Annotated in this window: 14 protein-coding genes; 5 read left to right on the forward strand and 9 right to left on the reverse strand. The window is 55.7% G+C overall.

All coding sequences use genetic code 11. The features are described 5' to 3' along the window. The first annotated feature begins 130 nt into the window (after positions 1 to 130). The gene (locus VPK24_RS00865) at positions 131 to 1,447 is read left to right on the forward strand and encodes a BaiN/RdsA family NAD(P)/FAD-dependent oxidoreductase (RefSeq protein ID WP_393009866.1); all 1,317 of its coding nucleotides are present in this window, start codon (positions 131 to 133) and stop codon (positions 1,445 to 1,447) included. 18 nt (positions 1,448 to 1,465) lie between these two features. On the opposite strand, the gene VPK24_RS00870 is transcribed toward VPK24_RS00865, so the two are convergent. From VPK24_RS00870 to VPK24_RS00885, 4 genes are all read right to left on the reverse strand, one after another. After that, on the reverse strand, positions 1,466 to 3,517 hold the full coding sequence (locus VPK24_RS00870) for a PP2C family protein-serine/threonine phosphatase (RefSeq protein WP_393009868.1): 2,052 nt from the start codon (positions 3,515 to 3,517) through the stop codon (positions 1,466 to 1,468). A 339-nt stretch (positions 3,518 to 3,856) separates the two neighbouring features. Further along, complete coding sequence (locus tag VPK24_RS00875; RefSeq protein ID WP_393009870.1) at positions 3,857 to 4,939, reverse strand: GGDEF domain-containing protein; 1,083 nt, start codon at positions 4,937 to 4,939, stop codon at positions 3,857 to 3,859. 353 nt (positions 4,940 to 5,292) lie between these two features. Then, on the reverse strand, positions 5,293 to 5,634 hold the full coding sequence (locus tag VPK24_RS00880; RefSeq protein WP_393009872.1) for a slr1659 superfamily regulator: 342 nt from the start codon (positions 5,632 to 5,634) through the stop codon (positions 5,293 to 5,295). Positions 5,635 to 6,053: 419 nt separating this feature from the next. Further along, positions 6,054 to 6,635: a slr1658 superfamily regulator gene (locus tag VPK24_RS00885; RefSeq protein ID WP_393009874.1), complete on the reverse strand. Its 582-nt coding sequence runs from the start codon at positions 6,633 to 6,635 to the stop codon at positions 6,054 to 6,056. 345 nt (positions 6,636 to 6,980) lie between these two features. On the opposite strand from VPK24_RS00885, the gene VPK24_RS00890 reads away from it, so the two are divergent. Both VPK24_RS00890 and VPK24_RS00895 read left to right on the forward strand, forming a co-directional pair. Then, positions 6,981 to 7,748: an ABC transporter permease gene (locus VPK24_RS00890; RefSeq protein WP_393009876.1), complete on the forward strand. Its 768-nt coding sequence runs from the start codon at positions 6,981 to 6,983 to the stop codon at positions 7,746 to 7,748. Between the two features lie 77 nt (positions 7,749 to 7,825). Further along, the gene (locus VPK24_RS00895) at positions 7,826 to 8,815 is read left to right on the forward strand and encodes a M48 family metallopeptidase (protein ID WP_393009878.1); all 990 of its coding nucleotides are present in this window, start codon (positions 7,826 to 7,828) and stop codon (positions 8,813 to 8,815) included. Between the two features lie 264 nt (positions 8,816 to 9,079). On the opposite strand, the gene VPK24_RS00900 is transcribed toward VPK24_RS00895, so the two are convergent. Together VPK24_RS00900 and VPK24_RS00905 are read right to left on the reverse strand one after the other, a co-directional pair. Next, positions 9,080 to 9,472, reverse strand: coding sequence for an AbrB family transcriptional regulator (locus tag VPK24_RS00900; protein WP_099534465.1), 393 nt, complete (start codon positions 9,470 to 9,472; stop codon positions 9,080 to 9,082). Positions 9,473 to 9,979: 507 nt separating this feature from the next. Further along, positions 9,980 to 10,357, reverse strand: coding sequence for a hypothetical protein (locus VPK24_RS00905; RefSeq protein WP_393009880.1), 378 nt, complete (start codon positions 10,355 to 10,357; stop codon positions 9,980 to 9,982). A 112-nt stretch (positions 10,358 to 10,469) separates the two neighbouring features. Between VPK24_RS00905 and VPK24_RS00910 the strand changes: the two genes are divergently transcribed. Beyond that, positions 10,470 to 11,633, forward strand: a complete 1,164-nt coding sequence (locus tag VPK24_RS00910; protein ID WP_393009908.1) for a 2Fe-2S iron-sulfur cluster-binding protein — start codon at positions 10,470 to 10,472, stop codon at positions 11,631 to 11,633. A 45-nt stretch (positions 11,634 to 11,678) separates the two neighbouring features. Here VPK24_RS00910 and VPK24_RS00915 read toward each other — a convergent pair whose 3' ends face one another. Continuing rightward, a complete protein-coding gene (locus tag VPK24_RS00915) occupies positions 11,679 to 13,226 on the reverse strand; it encodes a GTP-binding protein (protein ID WP_393009882.1) in 1,548 nt (515 codons plus the stop codon). A gap of 51 nt (positions 13,227 to 13,277) precedes the next feature. Further along, positions 13,278 to 14,192, reverse strand: coding sequence for a DNA adenine methylase (locus VPK24_RS00920; protein WP_393009884.1), 915 nt, complete (start codon positions 14,190 to 14,192; stop codon positions 13,278 to 13,280). 328 nt (positions 14,193 to 14,520) lie between these two features. Here VPK24_RS00920 and leuC point away from each other — a divergent pair, with 328 nt between their 5' ends. Continuing rightward, positions 14,521 to 15,930, forward strand: a complete 1,410-nt coding sequence (leuC, locus tag VPK24_RS00925; RefSeq protein ID WP_393009886.1) for a 3-isopropylmalate dehydratase large subunit — start codon at positions 14,521 to 14,523, stop codon at positions 15,928 to 15,930. Between the two features lie 238 nt (positions 15,931 to 16,168). Here the strand turns inward: leuC and VPK24_RS00930 are convergent, their stop codons facing one another. After that, positions 16,169 to 16,540, reverse strand: a complete 372-nt coding sequence (locus tag VPK24_RS00930; protein ID WP_393009910.1) for an SgcJ/EcaC family oxidoreductase — start codon at positions 16,538 to 16,540, stop codon at positions 16,169 to 16,171. Positions 16,541 to 16,963: the final 423 nt, after the last annotated feature.

The raw sequence follows: 16,963 nt of genomic DNA on the forward strand, positions 1-16,963 counted from the left end.
ACTAATCATCATGAATAAACTATCGGAAATTGCGAATGTGGTCATTTTTGTGGCGCTGCTGAGTTTTATTGGCTTGAGTCTGTTTCGGATTGGGGCCCATTTTTGGCCGATCGTGACGGGAGGTTAGGGGATGAGTTTGGACGATCGCCCGAACATGAACCGATCGGGGCGAGTGGTGGTGGTGGGCGGCGGGGCCGCGGGCTTTTTTGGGGCGATCGCCTGTGCGCGGGCGAATGCTGACCTGGATGTGACCGTTTTGGAGGCGGGGCCCCAATTTCTGAGCAAGGTGCTGATTTCTGGGGGCGGCCGCTGCAATGTGACCCACGCTTGCTTTGAGCCATCCCAGTTGGTGCAACATTACCCACGCGGAGCCAAGGCTTTGCGGGGGGTGTTTAGCCGGTTTCAACCCCGCGATACGGTGACTTGGTTTGTGGGGGAGGGGGTGCTGCTGAAAACCGAGCCGGATGGGCGGATGTTTCCGATTACGGATCGATCGAGCACCATTGCCGATTGCTTGATGCGGGCGGCGGAAAGAGCGGGCGTGCGGCTGCGATCGCGGGCGGCGGTCAGCAACATCACCCACGAGGCGGGACAATTCCAAGTTCAGTTGCGATCGGGGGAAATTTTGACGGCCGATCGGGTGTTGCTGGCCACGGGCAGCCAGCCGACGGCCTACCGCTGGGCGGCGGGGTTGGGCCATCCGATCGTGTCGCCGGTTCCCTCGCTGTTCACCCTGGCCATTCCCGATCCCCGGCTAGACACGCTGGCGGGGTTGGCCGTGGAGCGGGCCCAGGTGCGGCTGGTTTTGCCGGAGGCCGATCGGGGGGGCAAAGGCAAAAAGCCACCGGACTCGGAGCAAATCGGCCCGGTGCTGATTACCCATTGGGGCCTGAGTGGGCCGGCGGTGCTGCGGTTGTCGGCCTGGGCGGCGCGATCGCTCCACGAGGCTCACTATCGGGCCCTGTTGCGGGTGAACTGGCTGGGCACAGCTTCGGCAGAGGAGGCACGCGATCGGCTGCGAACCCTGAAGCAACAAAACCCACGCAAGGCCGTGTCCACCGCTGGGCCGCCGGAGTTGCCGAAACGGCTTTGGCAAAAATTGGTGGAAGCGGTGGGGGTGGCGGCGGATTTTCGCTGGGCCGATTTACCGAAGGGGCCGATCGAGGCGTTGGTGCGCGAATTGGTGCAGGGAGAATTCAAAATCACCGGCAAGGCGGTCTTCAAGGAAGAGTTTGTGATCTGTGGCGGCATTGATTTGAAATCCGTGGACTTCAAAACTCTGGAAAGTCGCTCCTGCCCGGGGTTACACTTTGCCGGTGAAATTTTGGACATTGACGGCATCACGGGCGGGTTCAATTTCCAAAGTGCCTGGTCTACGGGTTGGATTGCGGGCCAAGCGATCGCCCAGGGAGTCGCCGCCGCGCCTTTGGGGGTGAACCAGGGCTGAAGTCGTGGATTTTGCGACCTAAGCCGACAAGGACGGTACGCTACAAACATTGGGCCAGTCGATCGCCGTGGCAGACTCGATCGGGCGATCGGCTGGCTCCTGCTGTCGCTTAATCACAATCAGGGTGATGTCATCAAAAATCTTGGCCTCACCAATGTGGCGATACACATCATCCACCACCAATTTACAAATTTCCTGGGGGGTGCGATGGTGCTCGGTTCGCAGCAACCGACAGAGGCGATCGGCCCCATAGAGCTGGTTGCTGTGGTCGGCCGCCTCGGTCAGACCGTCCGTGTAGAGCACCACCAAGTCGCCGGGATTGAGATAGACCTCCGCTTCGGCAATGAAACTGCTGACATCCGCTTCAATCCCGAGGGGAAAGCCCAAATCCAAGGTATCAACCCGATCGATCGACCCATCCGCCCGCACCACGATCGCCTCCTCATGCTGACCGCTGAGACGCAGTGACCCCCGCTCATAAACCAACAGGGAAAGGGTCATGTTGCGGTACGATCGCATTCGCCTGGTGTTGTCATAGACCAAGCGATTGAGGGTGTTGATCGTTTTCACCTGATCAATTTCGCCCACCGCTTGCAAGGTGCGCACCGCCGCCTGCACCATCAGCATCACCATGCCGCTTTCCAAGCCATGGCCCGTCACATCGCCAATGCTGATTTCCACCCGGCCATCCCGGTGCAGCACGTCGTAGTAGTCGCCGCCCACCTCATCGGCCGGTTCCATGTAGGCGGCAATTTCCAAATCCGCCGTGTTCAGCAAGTCTTCTTCCTTGGGCAGAATCATTTGGTGCAAACGACGCACCACGGACAATTCAGCCCCCATCCGGCGATTTTCGTCCGTGAGCTGCTGGTTGAGGGTCACAATTTCCTGATTAGCCCGCGCTAGGTCATAGGTTCGCTCGGTGACGCGCTGTTCCAGGGTTTCCAGATGCACTTGCAGTTGGGTGACCATCCGCGCAAAGGAGGTGGCCAATGCGCCGATTTCATCTTCCCGATCGGTGGGCAAGGGTTGATCCCAATGGCCACGGGCGATTGCCTGGGAAGCCCGATTCAGGGCCACAATTGGCTCCACCAACCGACCCGCCATCCAATAGGACACCACCACCACCAGCAACAGCACCATGCTGGACACCATCAGGAGCGATCGGGTTTGGGTGGCCAATGCCTCTTGCAGGGACTTCAGTGAGAGGGTGACCAGGGCGGATCCTTGCAAGGTTTGTGACTGATCGCGCAACGGCACAATCACATGCAGCAGATTGTCATCCACCACGCGGGCCGTTGCCTGGGTGCTGAGGCTATTGCGCAAGAGAGACAATTGCTGCTCGGCCAATTGCTTCCCGAGGCCGCTTTCCGGGCGAGCTTGACCCGCAATCACCTTGCCCTGCAAGTCAACCACCCAAATGCCCAGCACGTCCGGTTCCCGCAGCAACTCCTCAATCAGGCGATCGAGACCCAGAGCCTGGCGGAGGGATTCCAAAAAGGCCACATGGTTACCCACCTGCACAATGCGGCGCTGATCAATTCCCGGAACCCCCACATATTGAAAGACGCGATCGTCAATTTCTCGCCGCCGAGGTTCTTGAATCACCATCTTGGCCTTGCCCGTCAACAGGGGCCAAAACACATGGGCTTGGGGTTGTTTTTTCGGATCAGGATTAAAACAAAAAACCGCCTCCCCGGGCGGTCGCAAACGGGCACATCCATCCGCATCGGAAATCCAAACTTCATCGATGATCGAATTAGCCAGGATCCTGTTAATTCGTTGTTGGAGTTGGGCGGTTGGTTCGCCGCGTTTTTGGCTCAAATCCACCAACTGAGCTAAGGCTGTGGCTGTGGCGGCCATTTGCTGGCCCAATTTGTTTTCCACCGTGGCCGGCACATCTCGCAACACCGACAGAGCACGGCTGAGGGTGTTGGCCAGGCGCACGCCGTCCGTTTCCGAGCGCCGAATCAATTCGTGATGGGTGTTCCAGTGAAAAATGGCAATGGTGGGCAAGACGGCCACCACCGCCACTCCCGCCATCATGAATAGCAAGCGTCTTTGTAAATTCATACGTAAATGTTACTTAAAAATTTTTGTCACTTAAAACGGTTATCCGCCCTCCCAATCCTAGGCCATGTCATTGGTTGCGCCCAATATCAGGCTAAAACAATGTAAAACTGGCCCCATTCGGGGTGACCTCAAGTTAAAAACAGCTTAAAAACAGCCCGATTCGATGCCCGATTTGAATCTCAATTCAAAACCTGACTCAGAACTTGATTCAAAACTCAATTGATGGCCTAATTTTCGGCCTAATTCTGGGCCCAATTCAAGATCTCTCTCATTCATGGCTCATTAATGACTAATTCAGAGCTAATTCATGGCTAATTCATGGCTAATTCAGTGCCAATCCTAATGAATTCGCATTTCAACGGCCGATCGAAGGGCGATCGTTTCGTTGCTGAGTTCGTCAGCCACCACCACCCGATTGCGCCCCTGTTGTTTGGCGGCATATAGGGCCCGATCGGCCCGGGATACCAACAGGGTGGGCGAGGTGGTCAAGGAGGGAAATATGGCTGCCACCCCAACGCTCACCGTCACACAAGGGTTGACGACCGATCGGGGATGGGGCAAATTCAACCCCAACACGGCCTGGCGAATTCGGGTTCCCACCAATTCCGCCTGCTGCAAGGTGGCGCGGGGCAACAAGACCGCAAATTCTTCGCCCCCATAGCGAGCCACCAAATCCGAGGTCGATCGAGCCACCTGGGCGATCGCCATCGCCACCTGCTGCAAACAGACATCCCCCGCCACATGGCCCAGCAAATCGTTGTAGGCCTTGAAGGAGTCCACATCCACCATCACCAAGGCCAATGGCTCAGACCGGCTGCCCCGCGTCTGCCATTGTTGCTCCAAATATTCATCAAACCGCCGTCGATTGGCCACGCGCGTTAAGGCATCCATCGTGGCCTTGGCTCCCGCTTCCGTGGCTTGCACATAGAGCTGCTCAATCATGGCATCCCCGTGCTCAATAATCAGCCGCAGCACATGTTCCAGGTCTTCCCGCTCCCGGGTAATCGTCCCCAACAGCGATTGCAGTTTTTGTTCCGCGTTCCGGTGTTGATTGGCTTCGAGGGTTAACCGCTCATTGGCGCTCAACAGCTCGTTTTCAATCACGCTGCTATGCTCGATCGTGGTTTGCAAAACCCACTCCAGATCGCGCTTCTGTTGGGCCACTTGCTTCAAAATCGTCTGCAATCGCTGCTGTTGGCGACGGTACAGCGACAGGGTGGACTGTAGTTCGTTTTCAATACAGTCACCATGGATGGCGGTGGTTTCAAGGGCGATCTGGAGATCGCGGTTGCTTTGCTCTAAAGCAGCCACCTGCTGGCGAAGGCGTTTGTTTTCTTCAATCAACGCTTGTGGATCAGACGATGCCGCCGGATCGGGCAGCGACTGGGGATCGCGCACAGTATCTCCAAACAGACGCGGCATAGACCGCTTGTAGAGGGTAGAGCCGAGGGAGCGATCAACATCAACGCCACAGCCTAGTTCCAGCCTAGTTATTGAACCAATGGATGTTGAACTGAGCGCTGCACAGACCTGGAAGGATCAAGGGTGATTGAGGTAATCCATGCCGTGTGATCGATGCCGTAGGATGGCTCACCGCAGGATTACCCACCGAATGATGGCTTTTCATGATGATGACTCAGGTGTGATGACTCAGGGCTGATCGACGCTGGGCGATCGATTCCGAGCGATCTATTCTGAGTTAACCATTCCGAGCCATCCCTTCTGAGTGAGCCATCCGGCCATGACCCACGAAACTCTTTCCAAGCTCATGATCGCTAAGTTAGCACTAGTTCAATGCTGGGCATGAGACGCTGGAGATTTTTGAGCGATCGCGTTTGCCAAACAATATTAGCGGATCCTTTAAAAGTTAACTTTGCTGTCCCCCGCTGTCGCAACCGAACTACAAACATAGACAGCATACTGATACCGGAGCTATTGAGGAATTCGAGTTCCTGGAGGTCAACAATGATTTGCTCAGACTCTTCCGCCGCCGCTTCCAAAATATCGAGCACAGGACGGTAGGCTTCAAGGCCGTCCAGGCGCAGGGAACCACGACAGAGAATCGTTGCCGTGGCAGGGTCATACTGAATGCTGTAGTCCGGTTGTTTTAGTTCCATACGAATGAGTGGTGGGAAATTGCGGAGGACTGGGGCATTGGAGAAAACCAGGAGCTAAGGGGTATTAACAGAAAGATAGGGTCATGATGTAAGGCGGAAGGGCTGGGGGCGAACCAATTGAGAAGGCGCGATCGAATCGTGATCCTGCGGTGATGCTGACCAGTGGGTCTGCATCTTCAGATCCCGTTACTAGATTCCGTTACTAGATCCCGTTACTAGATCCAGTCAGTCACGCGAATGAGCCATCGCAGTTGGTGCAGTTTCACCATGCGATCGAGCCTTAACTATCCTTACATGAACTTGCTCTGGGCCATGCAAGGTTTCGGGATCCCCCCATCACCGAAATGCTGGCAAGAGTTTGACAATATCTTGGTCTCTTTGCTCAGCTCCCAGGCGATCGACATTTTAGTAGTCAATCACTACACTGTGAGTCGAGCCATCACACTGATATCAACGGAGTTGTCATCATGGGTAGATGGTTTAAATCGCCATCCCATCTTCACTCCGTAATCTGCCATGATTGAAATCAGCCCCAGGCAAGATTCATTGGACTCTTCAAGCCCCATTTGCTCTAGTCGTTGAGCATAAAGTAGGTCAAGATCAGTCGTCAAAATATCATGGATGTGCTTCTGAAACCGGATGGCGCGATCGGCCGTTGTGCTATTGCAAACCAGAAGCAAGATGCTGGACTCATAGAGATAGAGAGAAATGGTGACTGGGCTGTTCACCCGTTCATCACTGAACTTAATCGCATTCTCAATGAGTTCATTGGCGACATAGCTAATACAGGCTTTAACATTTTCTTGAGTGCTGGAGCTATCGGCCGCGTCCTCATTGTTGCCCGGAAAAAAGGTGGCGAAATAGTCGCCCAAAAAATCGGCCGATAGTCCATAGTTGCGCCAACGAATTTTGCGAGCTTGCGCACTCGGCGAAAACCCCAAGGTTAGGTATTCTTGGGTATCAGGTAGGGAATCGTAAAACTCGCCTAAGGTTACATTCATCACGCTTATGCATTGACCAAGCTAAGAATAGGATAAGGCAAAATTTTCCGAGAGTAGAGGGCTGAATTCAGCGTCAACAATGTTTTGGAAACTCCAAGTCATACCCTAAACTACCAAAACATTCGCACCGTCACAGTTTGGCTGGCTGGTTTGGGAGGGCTTGGATTCGGCTCCGGTGCATGATTGCAGGGCTTTCTCCTTGCGCGATCGAGGGCAATGGCTCACTCAAAATCATGACTTCAAAGGCTCCACCGAATTTTTAGGATGATCAGAAAGATGATCAGAAAGATGATCAGATCTCCCAGAACCTTATGCTTTCCAGTGACTCCGACCGCGCTTCGGTTAATGAGTCGGCAGACGCTGGCGATCGCTCGGCGGATTTTGCAGGAGTTGTGGCGACGCAAGCGCAGCTTGGTGTTTTGGTCGCTGTTTCCGGCGCTGGTGTTGGTGCTGAATGGGTTGATTTTGGCGGAGCGGGCCCAACTGCCGATCGCGGCGGCCTTTGAGCGGGCGGCTCCGGTGTCCTGGGTGGGGGCGGCCCTGTTTTTTAGCTGCCTGGGCGGCACGGTGGCAACCCTGGTGGGCGAGCGAGAGTCGGGCACGTTTCGGCGGCTGGGCCTGTCGCCCCTGGGTGGCATGGCTTATTTTTTGGGAATTAGCCTCGCTCACGGGGCGATCGCCCTAGGCCAGGCGGTCATTGTAGGAATCATTGCCACCGCCGTGGGGGCCCAGTTCCAGGGGGCCTGGTGGTTGGGCGGGGCGATCGGGTTGCTGAGTGTGTTGGCCTATGTGGGGGTGGGCTTTGTGCTGGGGGGACAATTTGCCCGGCGCACGGAAGATGTGAATGCGTTGGTGGCGGCCTTGGGCGTGCCCCTGCTGATTTTGGGCGGCAGCTTTGTGCCTGCCTGGCTGTTTCCACCCCTGTTGCAACAGTTGGCCCGCTTTGACCCGATTTACCACATGAATGAAGCCCTGTTGCGGGTGGCTAGCGAGGGAGCCACGGCCGCTGACATTGCCTTGCATCTGTGGGTGTTGGGCGGAGTGGCGATCGGGGGCTTGGGCCTGAGCGCGGTGACCTATCGACAACTGTTACGGCGCGATCGCTGCCTTTAGGGCGCTCCATCCTGGGGAACGCGCTACGCTGAACTTGCAGTCATTTTGGCCCCTTCCGAGGGCCCTTGCTCCCAACCATGCCTAGCTATCCCGGAATTTCCAGCGAAGCCTTTCGTCATCCGCTCGATCGCGAAGCCGAGCAAGCCCTGCGAAGCCTGCCGGGATTTGACTTGGTGGCACGCAAATTTCTAGAAGTGGCGGTCGATCGGCCCCAATATCTCTACCATATGGGCAACAGCGTCCAAGTGGGGCCCCGTCAATACGCCAGCCTGCATCAGCTCCTACGGGAGTGCTTGCGAGACCTCGATGTGTTCCCGGAGCCGGCCCTGTTCGTCAGCCAAAGCTATCAGGTCAACGCCTTCACCATTGGTCAAGAACAGCCCACCTTGGTGCTCACCACCGCCCTGCTGGAATTGCTGAACGAAGCCGAATTGCGCGTGGTGTTGGCCCACGAATTGGGGCATTTGAAATGTGGCCACAGCACCCTCACCCAAATGGCCATTTGGACGCTGTATGCGGCTTCCATGGTGGGGCAAATGACCATGGGCTTAAGCAACATGCTAATTAGCAACGCATTGGTCATGGCGTTTTATGAATGGAAGCGCAAGGCCGAACTGTCGGCCGATCGAGCCGCCCTGATTGCCACCGATGATCTCGACACCGTATTGATGACCATGGTGAAAGTGGCCGGCGGCAGTCCCAAACATTTGCAAGAACTGAGCCTTGCGGAATTCAAAAAGCAAGCCCGCGACTACCAATCCCTGGACGCGGATGCCATGAATCAGGCTTATAAATTCTTTCTTTACAACAACTTGCCCCAGGGCATGTACAGCAGCCATCCCTTCCCTGTAGAGCGAGCCAGCTATCTCCAAAATTGGGCCACTTCGGCGGAATATCAAGCCATTCGGCGCGGGGACTATCAACGGGATGTGGCTCAAGGGGCCGTGAATGTGACGGCAAATGCAACCACCACGGCGCGCTCAACCGGCAACACCGAAGCCGATCGCCTGCGCCAACAAATTGAAGACCTGCAACGGGAACTCGATCGCCTGCGCCCGGCGCGATAGAAGTTGCTAGAAACTCGCAAAAATCCACGCGAGTAAGCACAAATCGCAAAGTACAAGCCGAAAGGCAACAAGTGCAAACCGAAAAGTGCAAACCAAACAACACAAACCAATCAGGCCAGATTAATCAGGCCTGATCAGGCCCTTCAAGACGCACCCTCCCAACGACCAGAAAAACAAGGGGCTTAAGCCCCTTGTCTCAGGAATGAGAACAGAGAGCTTAAGCCCCTTGTCTACCCCCATTGGTGCTAGGGGCTATTCTGCAAGTTATTCTTCGCCCTTGCCGTCCACTTGCACCAGGCGAATGTGCTTGTAGCCCAGCTTGATCTCAAACTCATCGCCCGGCTTCAGACCCATGCTTTGGGTATAGGTCGAACCGATCACGATTTGGCCATTTTGATGCACCGTCACGCGATAAGTCGGTTCGCGACCCCGGCCATCCTTGGCACTTTCCGGATCAATCCGCGTGCCTTTTGCTTCCAACAATGCATCATAAAACTCAGCCAAGTTCACCTGGACTTGGCCGCTTTTGGTCTCTTTGTAGTAGCCGCAGCGCTTTGCCTTTTCGCGACGGGGCAGATTCGAGAGTTCCTTCAGTTTTTGCAGTAGGGCTTTACCCTTCAGCGGTGTGGGTTGTTGAGCAGTTGCGGAATCACTCATTGCTGTCAAACATTCAGTTCAGTTAAAAAAGCCTAGCCCGGCTGAATCGGAGTTCCCCAGATGCAATTGCCCTTTAACCTAAGAACGCAACCGACGTAGCCTAGCGCGTTCCCTAGTCGAGACCAATTGCTCCGAACTTCCCCAATTCAGACATCACTTCCTCAGAGACTCTTCGAATCATTGGAGGGTGATCAAACCCCGATCGATCTTGGCTGGATCGATTGTTCGATTCGACTGGATTGGCCCCCTCAAAAATCAGGGATTTGCCATAATCTGGCAAAATCCAGCGGTAATTCTACAAACGATCAAACCGCACAATCTTGCATCGAAGGATGGTCAGTGAGGATGTCTCTCTCGATCGGAATCAGGTTTTACCGGTGTTGATCATGCTCTGACAGGCAGCCTAAATTTAGACCGGCCAATGCCAATCATGGCTGAAGCCTAGGATTTACCCATAAAAATTGATCGCCTAGAGACTAAGCACGGAGATAAATTTTTGAGGCAGCTTTAGATGCGCTCCTGGGCAGAATCCAGAAAAACACCGGAATCGAGATTGACTACATTAAGACTATAGCCCCAAGCGGCAGAAATTTGAATCGGACTGCTCAAAATTTTTAGATTAAAAAAAGCTCTTGGCTCCCTATAGATTGATCTATCCCCCAGGGTGGGTTCGATTGCTTTGATCAGTTCGGGATGACGGCCTTTGTCGCTAAGGCTAAAGCGGGGCTGGCCAAAAGTAAAGACAAGGGGAGCGGAAAAAATAGAAAATGTATCCTTCTCAGGGAAGAAGCACTGCAAATTGGGTGTTTTTGGATGATTTTTACGGAAGGGGGCAAGGCGATCGGACGATGGGCGCGGGGTGCTCAAACTCTCCTCAAAAAACATTGCAGATTGTTGTGACGGGGGAGCGGGTCTCCCACCAATTTGCGACTAGACTAGTATCAAATCCCTGCCGTATTTGCCGAATCGACCAGCCGTGCAAGTCACTTTCCAAATCATGCGTCGGGAACCCGGATCGTCTCCTCGGGTTCAGTCCTATCGCCTCGACAATGTTTTACCCGGAAATACGATTCTGGATTGCCTGAATCGCATCAAGTGGGAGCAAGATGGCAGTCTTGGCTTTCGCAAGAATTGTCGAAATACGATTTGCGGAAGTTGTGCCATGCAGATTAATGGCCGATCGCGCCTGGCCTGTAAAGAAAATGTCTCGGAGATGTTGACCCGGGCGATCGGGACGGATGAGCATGACGAACCGGTGATCACCGTGGCTCCAATGGGCAATTTACCGGTGATTCGAGATTTAGTGGTAGATTTGCAGCCGTTTTGGGCCCGGTTGGAATCAATTCACCCATCGGTGAGCCGGGCGGAGCAGTTAGCGGCGGCGGAAGTGGCGGCGGCCCAGGAGCGATCGCTCCAGCAAAATCAGCCAGTCTCAACAAATCAGGCAAGCCAGGCAAGCCAGGCAAACCAGGTAAGCCAGACGGATCAACTTTTAGATCAACCTCTAGATCAACCTCCAGATCAACCTTTGCGGGAAACGCGCCAAACGCCGGATCAGCGGGCCTTGTTGGAGCAGGCGGGCAACTGTATTGCTTGCGGGGCTTGCTATTCGGAGTGCAACGCGGTGATGGTGAATCCGCAGTTTGCGGGGCCCCAAGCCCTGGCGAAGGCGCAGCGGTTGGTGGACGATACGCGCGATCGGGCAACGGCGGAACGCTTAAGCCAGTTGGGTGAGGATGGCAGCGGTGTTTGGGGTTGCACGCGCTGTTTTGCTTGCAATGAGGTTTGCCCGATGGAGGTGAACCCGCTCGATCGCATCTCGCGCATTAAGTCGGTGCTGTTGGCACAGGCGGCGACGACCGGCGAGGCGATCGAACGACCCTTACGCCACCGCCAGACGCTGGTGCAGATGGTGCGCGAGGGGGGCTGGATTGATGAGCGTCAGTTTGCCATTCGGGTCATTGGCAATTCGGGACGCGATTGGCGAGGGCTGGCCAGTTTGGCTCCGGTGGGCTGGCGGATGGTGGCTCGGGGCAAAATGCCGCTCACGTTTGAAAAATCCGAGGGCACTGACCAAGTGCGAGGTCTGATTGATGCGGTGCGGGCGGTGGAAGCGGCCCAAGGCACGGCCCAGCCACCCTCGCCCGATCGGGAATCCTAGGATCGCGAATCCGGGGAATCCTGTTGTTGAGGTTGAAAGTGGCTCCTACCGAGAACCAAAGGGATCGGGAACCGCTGGCCGGCCCAGCTTGGCCCACAGTTCTGCCTCAATGCGTTTGACGATCGACTGTTCATCCAAGGTGGCCAACACCCGCCCGATCGCGGCCCTGGGCCCATCGGGGCCCCAGGAGGCATCGTTGGCTAGGTAGGTTTTGGTTGCTTGGCCGATCGCGTAGGAAGAAACTCCGGCGATCGCGGCTTGGGTGGCGGCGATCGACAGATAGGGCACGGTGGTGATCCCGCCGGTGGCGACGGTGGACAGGCCCAAAAATCCCTTGAGGGCGCTGAGGCCCAACCGGGCGATCCATTCTCCGGCGCTGAGGCCACCTAGCCCGATCGCGATGGTTTTCATCAGGGCGATCGCGCCCCGTTGGCCCATGGGAATTCCGTAAAGCCGCGAGAGGGCCAAAATGGTGGCCAGGTCGATCGCCGCGCCCCCCACCAAGTCCAACACCACCACGGGATTCACTGCCACGGCGATCGCTTTGGCAATCGTGCCATTCCAAATCAGGCGATCGGCAGAACGATCCCGCAGGGCCAACTTGCGCGACAGGATCCGATCGCCCGCTGCTTGGGCATAAAGCAAAGAATTCAGGGCCACCAATGCCTTGCCCTCCCTTGCCAACACCTCCAAAATTTTCAGCTTCAGACTTTCTACCTGGGGCGCGCCCCGTTGCAAATCTGCCGCGATCGTCCCGTCGGGCCGCTGCACCGCCTGGGCCACCAGGGGAGCCGCCGCCACCATCACAATCTCATCAGGCGAAAGCAACTCCCGCACCCGATCGTCCCGAATCTTTTCGTAAATGGCCTGTCGATCGGCCTCGGGAAACTGATCAATCTTGTTCAACACCAGCAGAATCGGCTTTCCCGCTTCCCGCAACTGAGACAGGGCCTCGCATTCCACTTGGGTCATGTCCCCGGCCACCACAAACAGGATCAGATCTGATGCTTGCCCCACTTCCCGCGCCAGGGCCGCCCGCGCCGCCCCATTCACTTCATCAATGCCCGGCGTGTCCACCAGTTCCACTTGGCCTAAACTGGACGGCACTGTCCAATGAATGCTCCGGCTGGATTGGGTTACGCCGTGGGTGGGGCCCGTTTCAAAGACCGATCGCCCCAACAGGGCATTGAGCAAGGAAGACTTGCCGCGACTGACGGCCCCAAACACGGCAATTTGAACCCGCTGATCCTCCAGCTTGTCCAGCATTTGCGCCAAACCCTCCAGATCTGGCTCCAGACCCGATCGCTCCCGGGGGGTCAAGTCCAACCGCTCCATCAGCGATCGCAGGGCCGATCGGGCTTGGCGATAGGCCAACTCCGCATCTAAATCCGCCAAGGACTCGATCGCCGCATCCAATTCCCGATCGACCGCATCCCACTCGTCTAGGCGATCGTTGCTCTCAAAATCATCGCCCTCAAAATCATCACTCTCAAAATCGCCGCGATCCAAGCCACTCCCATCAACATCGGTGGGTCGATCCATCGGCCCTTCCATTGACTCAGAAAATTCAGGATTTGGCGGAATGGCAGCCATGGGCGATCGGGAATAACCATTAAGAATAGAAATTGATCTAAACCACACTCGTCAGAATTGGATCAGACCTTTTTTGGCGATTAATAATTCCTGACCGGCCTTCGATCGCCTGCCTTGGGTGTTGGTCATGCTGTAGGGCTTTGTCCAGGGTAAACAATCCGCCCAATCGGCCGGATAGAGATCCTGAATTGCTTCACAATTATCGATCGTCATCAGCCAATTGTGGGGACAATCGCGCAGGGCTGCCGCCAATTGTTGATGATTAAACCCCTTGTGCAAATCGCCCGATCGCCCATAAAGCCGCGATTGTTCTGCGGAAAAATAGGGCGGATCGAGAAAAATAAACACATCTTCACCGGGCGCATGAATTAGCGTCTGATAGTCACCGAGGGTCAAGCGCACCCCCGCCAACCGACCTTGCAAATTTTCCAGCCGTTGAATGCTGGACTCCGTGAATCGACCGCAATAGGCCGCCGCCGTCATGCCGCCGGATTCCGTGAGGCCGCTGGCGGTGCTGCGATTCAAAATAAAAAATCGCGCCGCATTATGGAGCCGATCGCCCGGTAAGTCCGCCAGTTTTTGTTGATAGCGATCGCGAAATTCCACCCATTGATCGCACTTGCGCCGCTCACCGTCGTAGTCATCCCGCAGCGATCGCACCAACCGGGCCAGGGCGATCGCATCGGTTTGCACCTGCTGCCAAAAATCCATCAACAACGGATTCGCATCATTCGCCCAAAATGCTTGCGCCACCCGCGACCCGATCGCATGGAGCAACACACTGCCACCCCCTAAAAACGGCTCCCGATATTCCTTAGCCGATCGAAAGTATTGCGTAAAAATCGGCAAATCTTTTTGTTTCCCCCCCGGATATCGCAGGGGCGATCGCCAATCACGCAACCGTTCCGATCGGCTTTGATCGGTGACCACAGGGCGATCGGGTGAATCAGGAGTCATCGTTTTCATGGAATGCTGAAGGGCTGACGGTCATGCGCCCCTGCGAATGGTGATGGGTCTGATTCGTGACTATATCTGTGACTGTATCCATAACCGCGATCGCCTCCAAGCCAATCAACGGGCGATTGTCAGCAACGCGATAGAATAAGACCTCTGAATCGGCCCGGCAAGTTGCCCGTCGATGATCCGTTTACCCCATCGGACTGACGCACCCCCAGCAGCACTGGGGCAATCAGCAGCACTAGGACAAGGGACTTAAGCCCCTTGTCTGAGTAGACTATCGCGCTAGTCCTAAATCTGAGAGATACATACACCCACCACAGAGTGATCGACCGTCATGAGCCAAGGAACCCTCTTCGACAAAGTTTGGGATTTGCACACCGTCGCCACATTGCCCTCGGGCCAAACCCAACTGTTCGTTGGCCTGCATCTGATCCACGAAGTGACCAGCCCCCAAGCCTTTGCCATGTTGCGCGAGCGGGGTCTCAAAGTGCCGTTTCCCCACCGCACCGTGGCCACCGTTGATCACATTGTCCCCACCCAATTGCAACAACGCCAGCGGCCCTTCGTGGATTCCCTGGCCGAGGACATGATCGTGGCCCTTGAGCAAAGCTGCCAAGAATTCGGCATTCGGTTCTATAACATCGGCTCCGGTAAGCAAGGCATCGTCCACGTGATTGCCCCCGAACAGGGTCTGACCCAACCGGGCATGACGATCGCCTGCGGAGACAGCCACACCTCCACCCACGGCGCATTTGGGGCCATCTCCTTTGGCATCGGCACCAGCCAAGTGCGCGATGTGCTGGCTTCCCAAACCCTGGCCATGACCAAGCCGAAGGTGCGCCGTGTGGAAGTGAATGGCAACCTGCGCCCCGGAGTCTACGCCAAAGACGTGGTGTTGCACATCATCCGTAAGCTGGGTGTGAAAGGCGGCGTGGGCTATGCCTACGAATACGCGGGCACGACCTTCGAGGCCATGAGCATGGAAGAACGGATGACCGTTTGCAACATGAGCATCGAAGGCGGCGCGCGTTGCGGCTACGTGAACCCCGACCCAATCACGTTTGATTATTTGCAAGGGCGCGAGTTTGCCCCCAAGGGAGCCGATTGGGATGCGGCGGTGGCTTGGTGGACGAGTGTTCGCAGCGATGCGGATGCTGAATACGACGATGTGGTGGTGTTCGATGCGGCGGACATTGAACCGACCGTCACTTGGGGAATCACGCCCGGTCAGGGCATCGGCGTGACAGAAACGATCCCGACGGTCGATGAACTGGACGAGGGCGATCGCTCGATCGCCAAGGAAGCCTACGACTACATGCAACTGGCCCCGGGCCAGGCGATCGCTGGAACCAAGGTGGATGTCTGCTTCATCGGCAGTTGCACCAACGGCCGGATCAGCGACCTGCGGGAAGCTGCCAAGGTGGCCCAAGGTCGCCAAGTGGCCGAAGGGATCACCGCCTTTGTCGTCCCCGGCTCCGAATCCGTGAAGCAAGCGGCCGAAGCGGAAGGCTTGCACGAAATCTTCAAGGCCGCCGGGTTCGAGTGGCGGGAAGCGGGTTGCTCCATGTGTTTGGCCATGAACCCGGACAAGTTGCAGGGCAGCCAAATCAGCGCCTCTTCTTCGAACCGCAACTTCAAGGGCCGTCAGGGTTCCGCCAGCGGTCGCACCTTGCTGATGAGTCCGGCGATGGTGGCAGCGGCGGCCGTGACCGGTTCCGTCACCGACGTGCGCGAATTGCTGTAACGGCGATAGTCGCCAACCCCAAGTACTGGTAAGGGCAGGTTTGAAACCTGCCCCTACTAGCACGTCAAGCTTATTTTGATAGGTCAAATCAAACGACTGTTGCCGTCACCAGATCGTTAGGCAGCAAGATGCTCAAGTCCCTTGTTACGACGACTGACTTCGCGACTTTGACCCAGTAAATTAAGGCAGCCGCGCTACTACGGTTGATTGGAATTCAACCCAAAATGACTCGGGATTATTACTCAGGCATTTTTGAGGAATGGTGGCTGGTGATCAGCCATTGTGAACCATCCCAACGGTAAGAATAGCTGTAGCGAGCCTTCACCGTTGCGCCGGTTTTGGCAAAGGTAAAGGTATAAAGTCCCGCATCGATCGCGTAGTTACAACCGATATCAACCATCCGCAGATCAATTTTGCCCGAGGGTTGATTTTCTAGAAAATGGTGAAAATAATCGGCTTTTTCGGCAGGAGTCAAGCGCGGCTTGTTGGAAACCGTCGGCAATAGAATCGATCGCGCCGCATAGTTAGCAACCACCTTTTCAGGATCACCTGTTTGTAGTGACTGGTTCCAGCGATCAAACAAGGCCGCAACTTCAGCTTCATTGGCCATCTTGCAAGTGGTAGCCAATTGCGCCGTTTGGGCTTCGCGAGCTTGGACGGACTGCCCCGTCCCTGCTTTGATGACGGTGATGGCTCCTGTGGTGGCGATCAAGGCAGTTGCGGCCAAAGATTTCGCCCAAAAATTCATTTTCATCTCTGCGGTCGTTCCTTCAAAAGTTAGTGGAGTTGATACCCAATTATGTGGAATTCAGGAACTTCACACAATGACTTGCTAATTAGAATTTTGTCGTAATCCATCTCATTTTGCTTGTTACAGCACTTATCGATGAAATGAGGTACTACAGGAGAGATGAGCAAGCCAAGGGATAGATGACGCATGAAAGCCTACTCAGTGGATCTCCGAGAAAAGATTGTGGCAGCACACCTGGTCAATCAAGAATCGATCCGCAAAGTTGCTGCTCGGTTTTCTGTG

The sequence above is a fragment of the Limnothrix redekei LRLZ20PSL1 genome, from assembly GCF_043235035.1.
GTDB lineage: Bacteria > Cyanobacteriota > Cyanobacteriia > CACIAM-69d > CACIAM-69d > CACIAM-69d.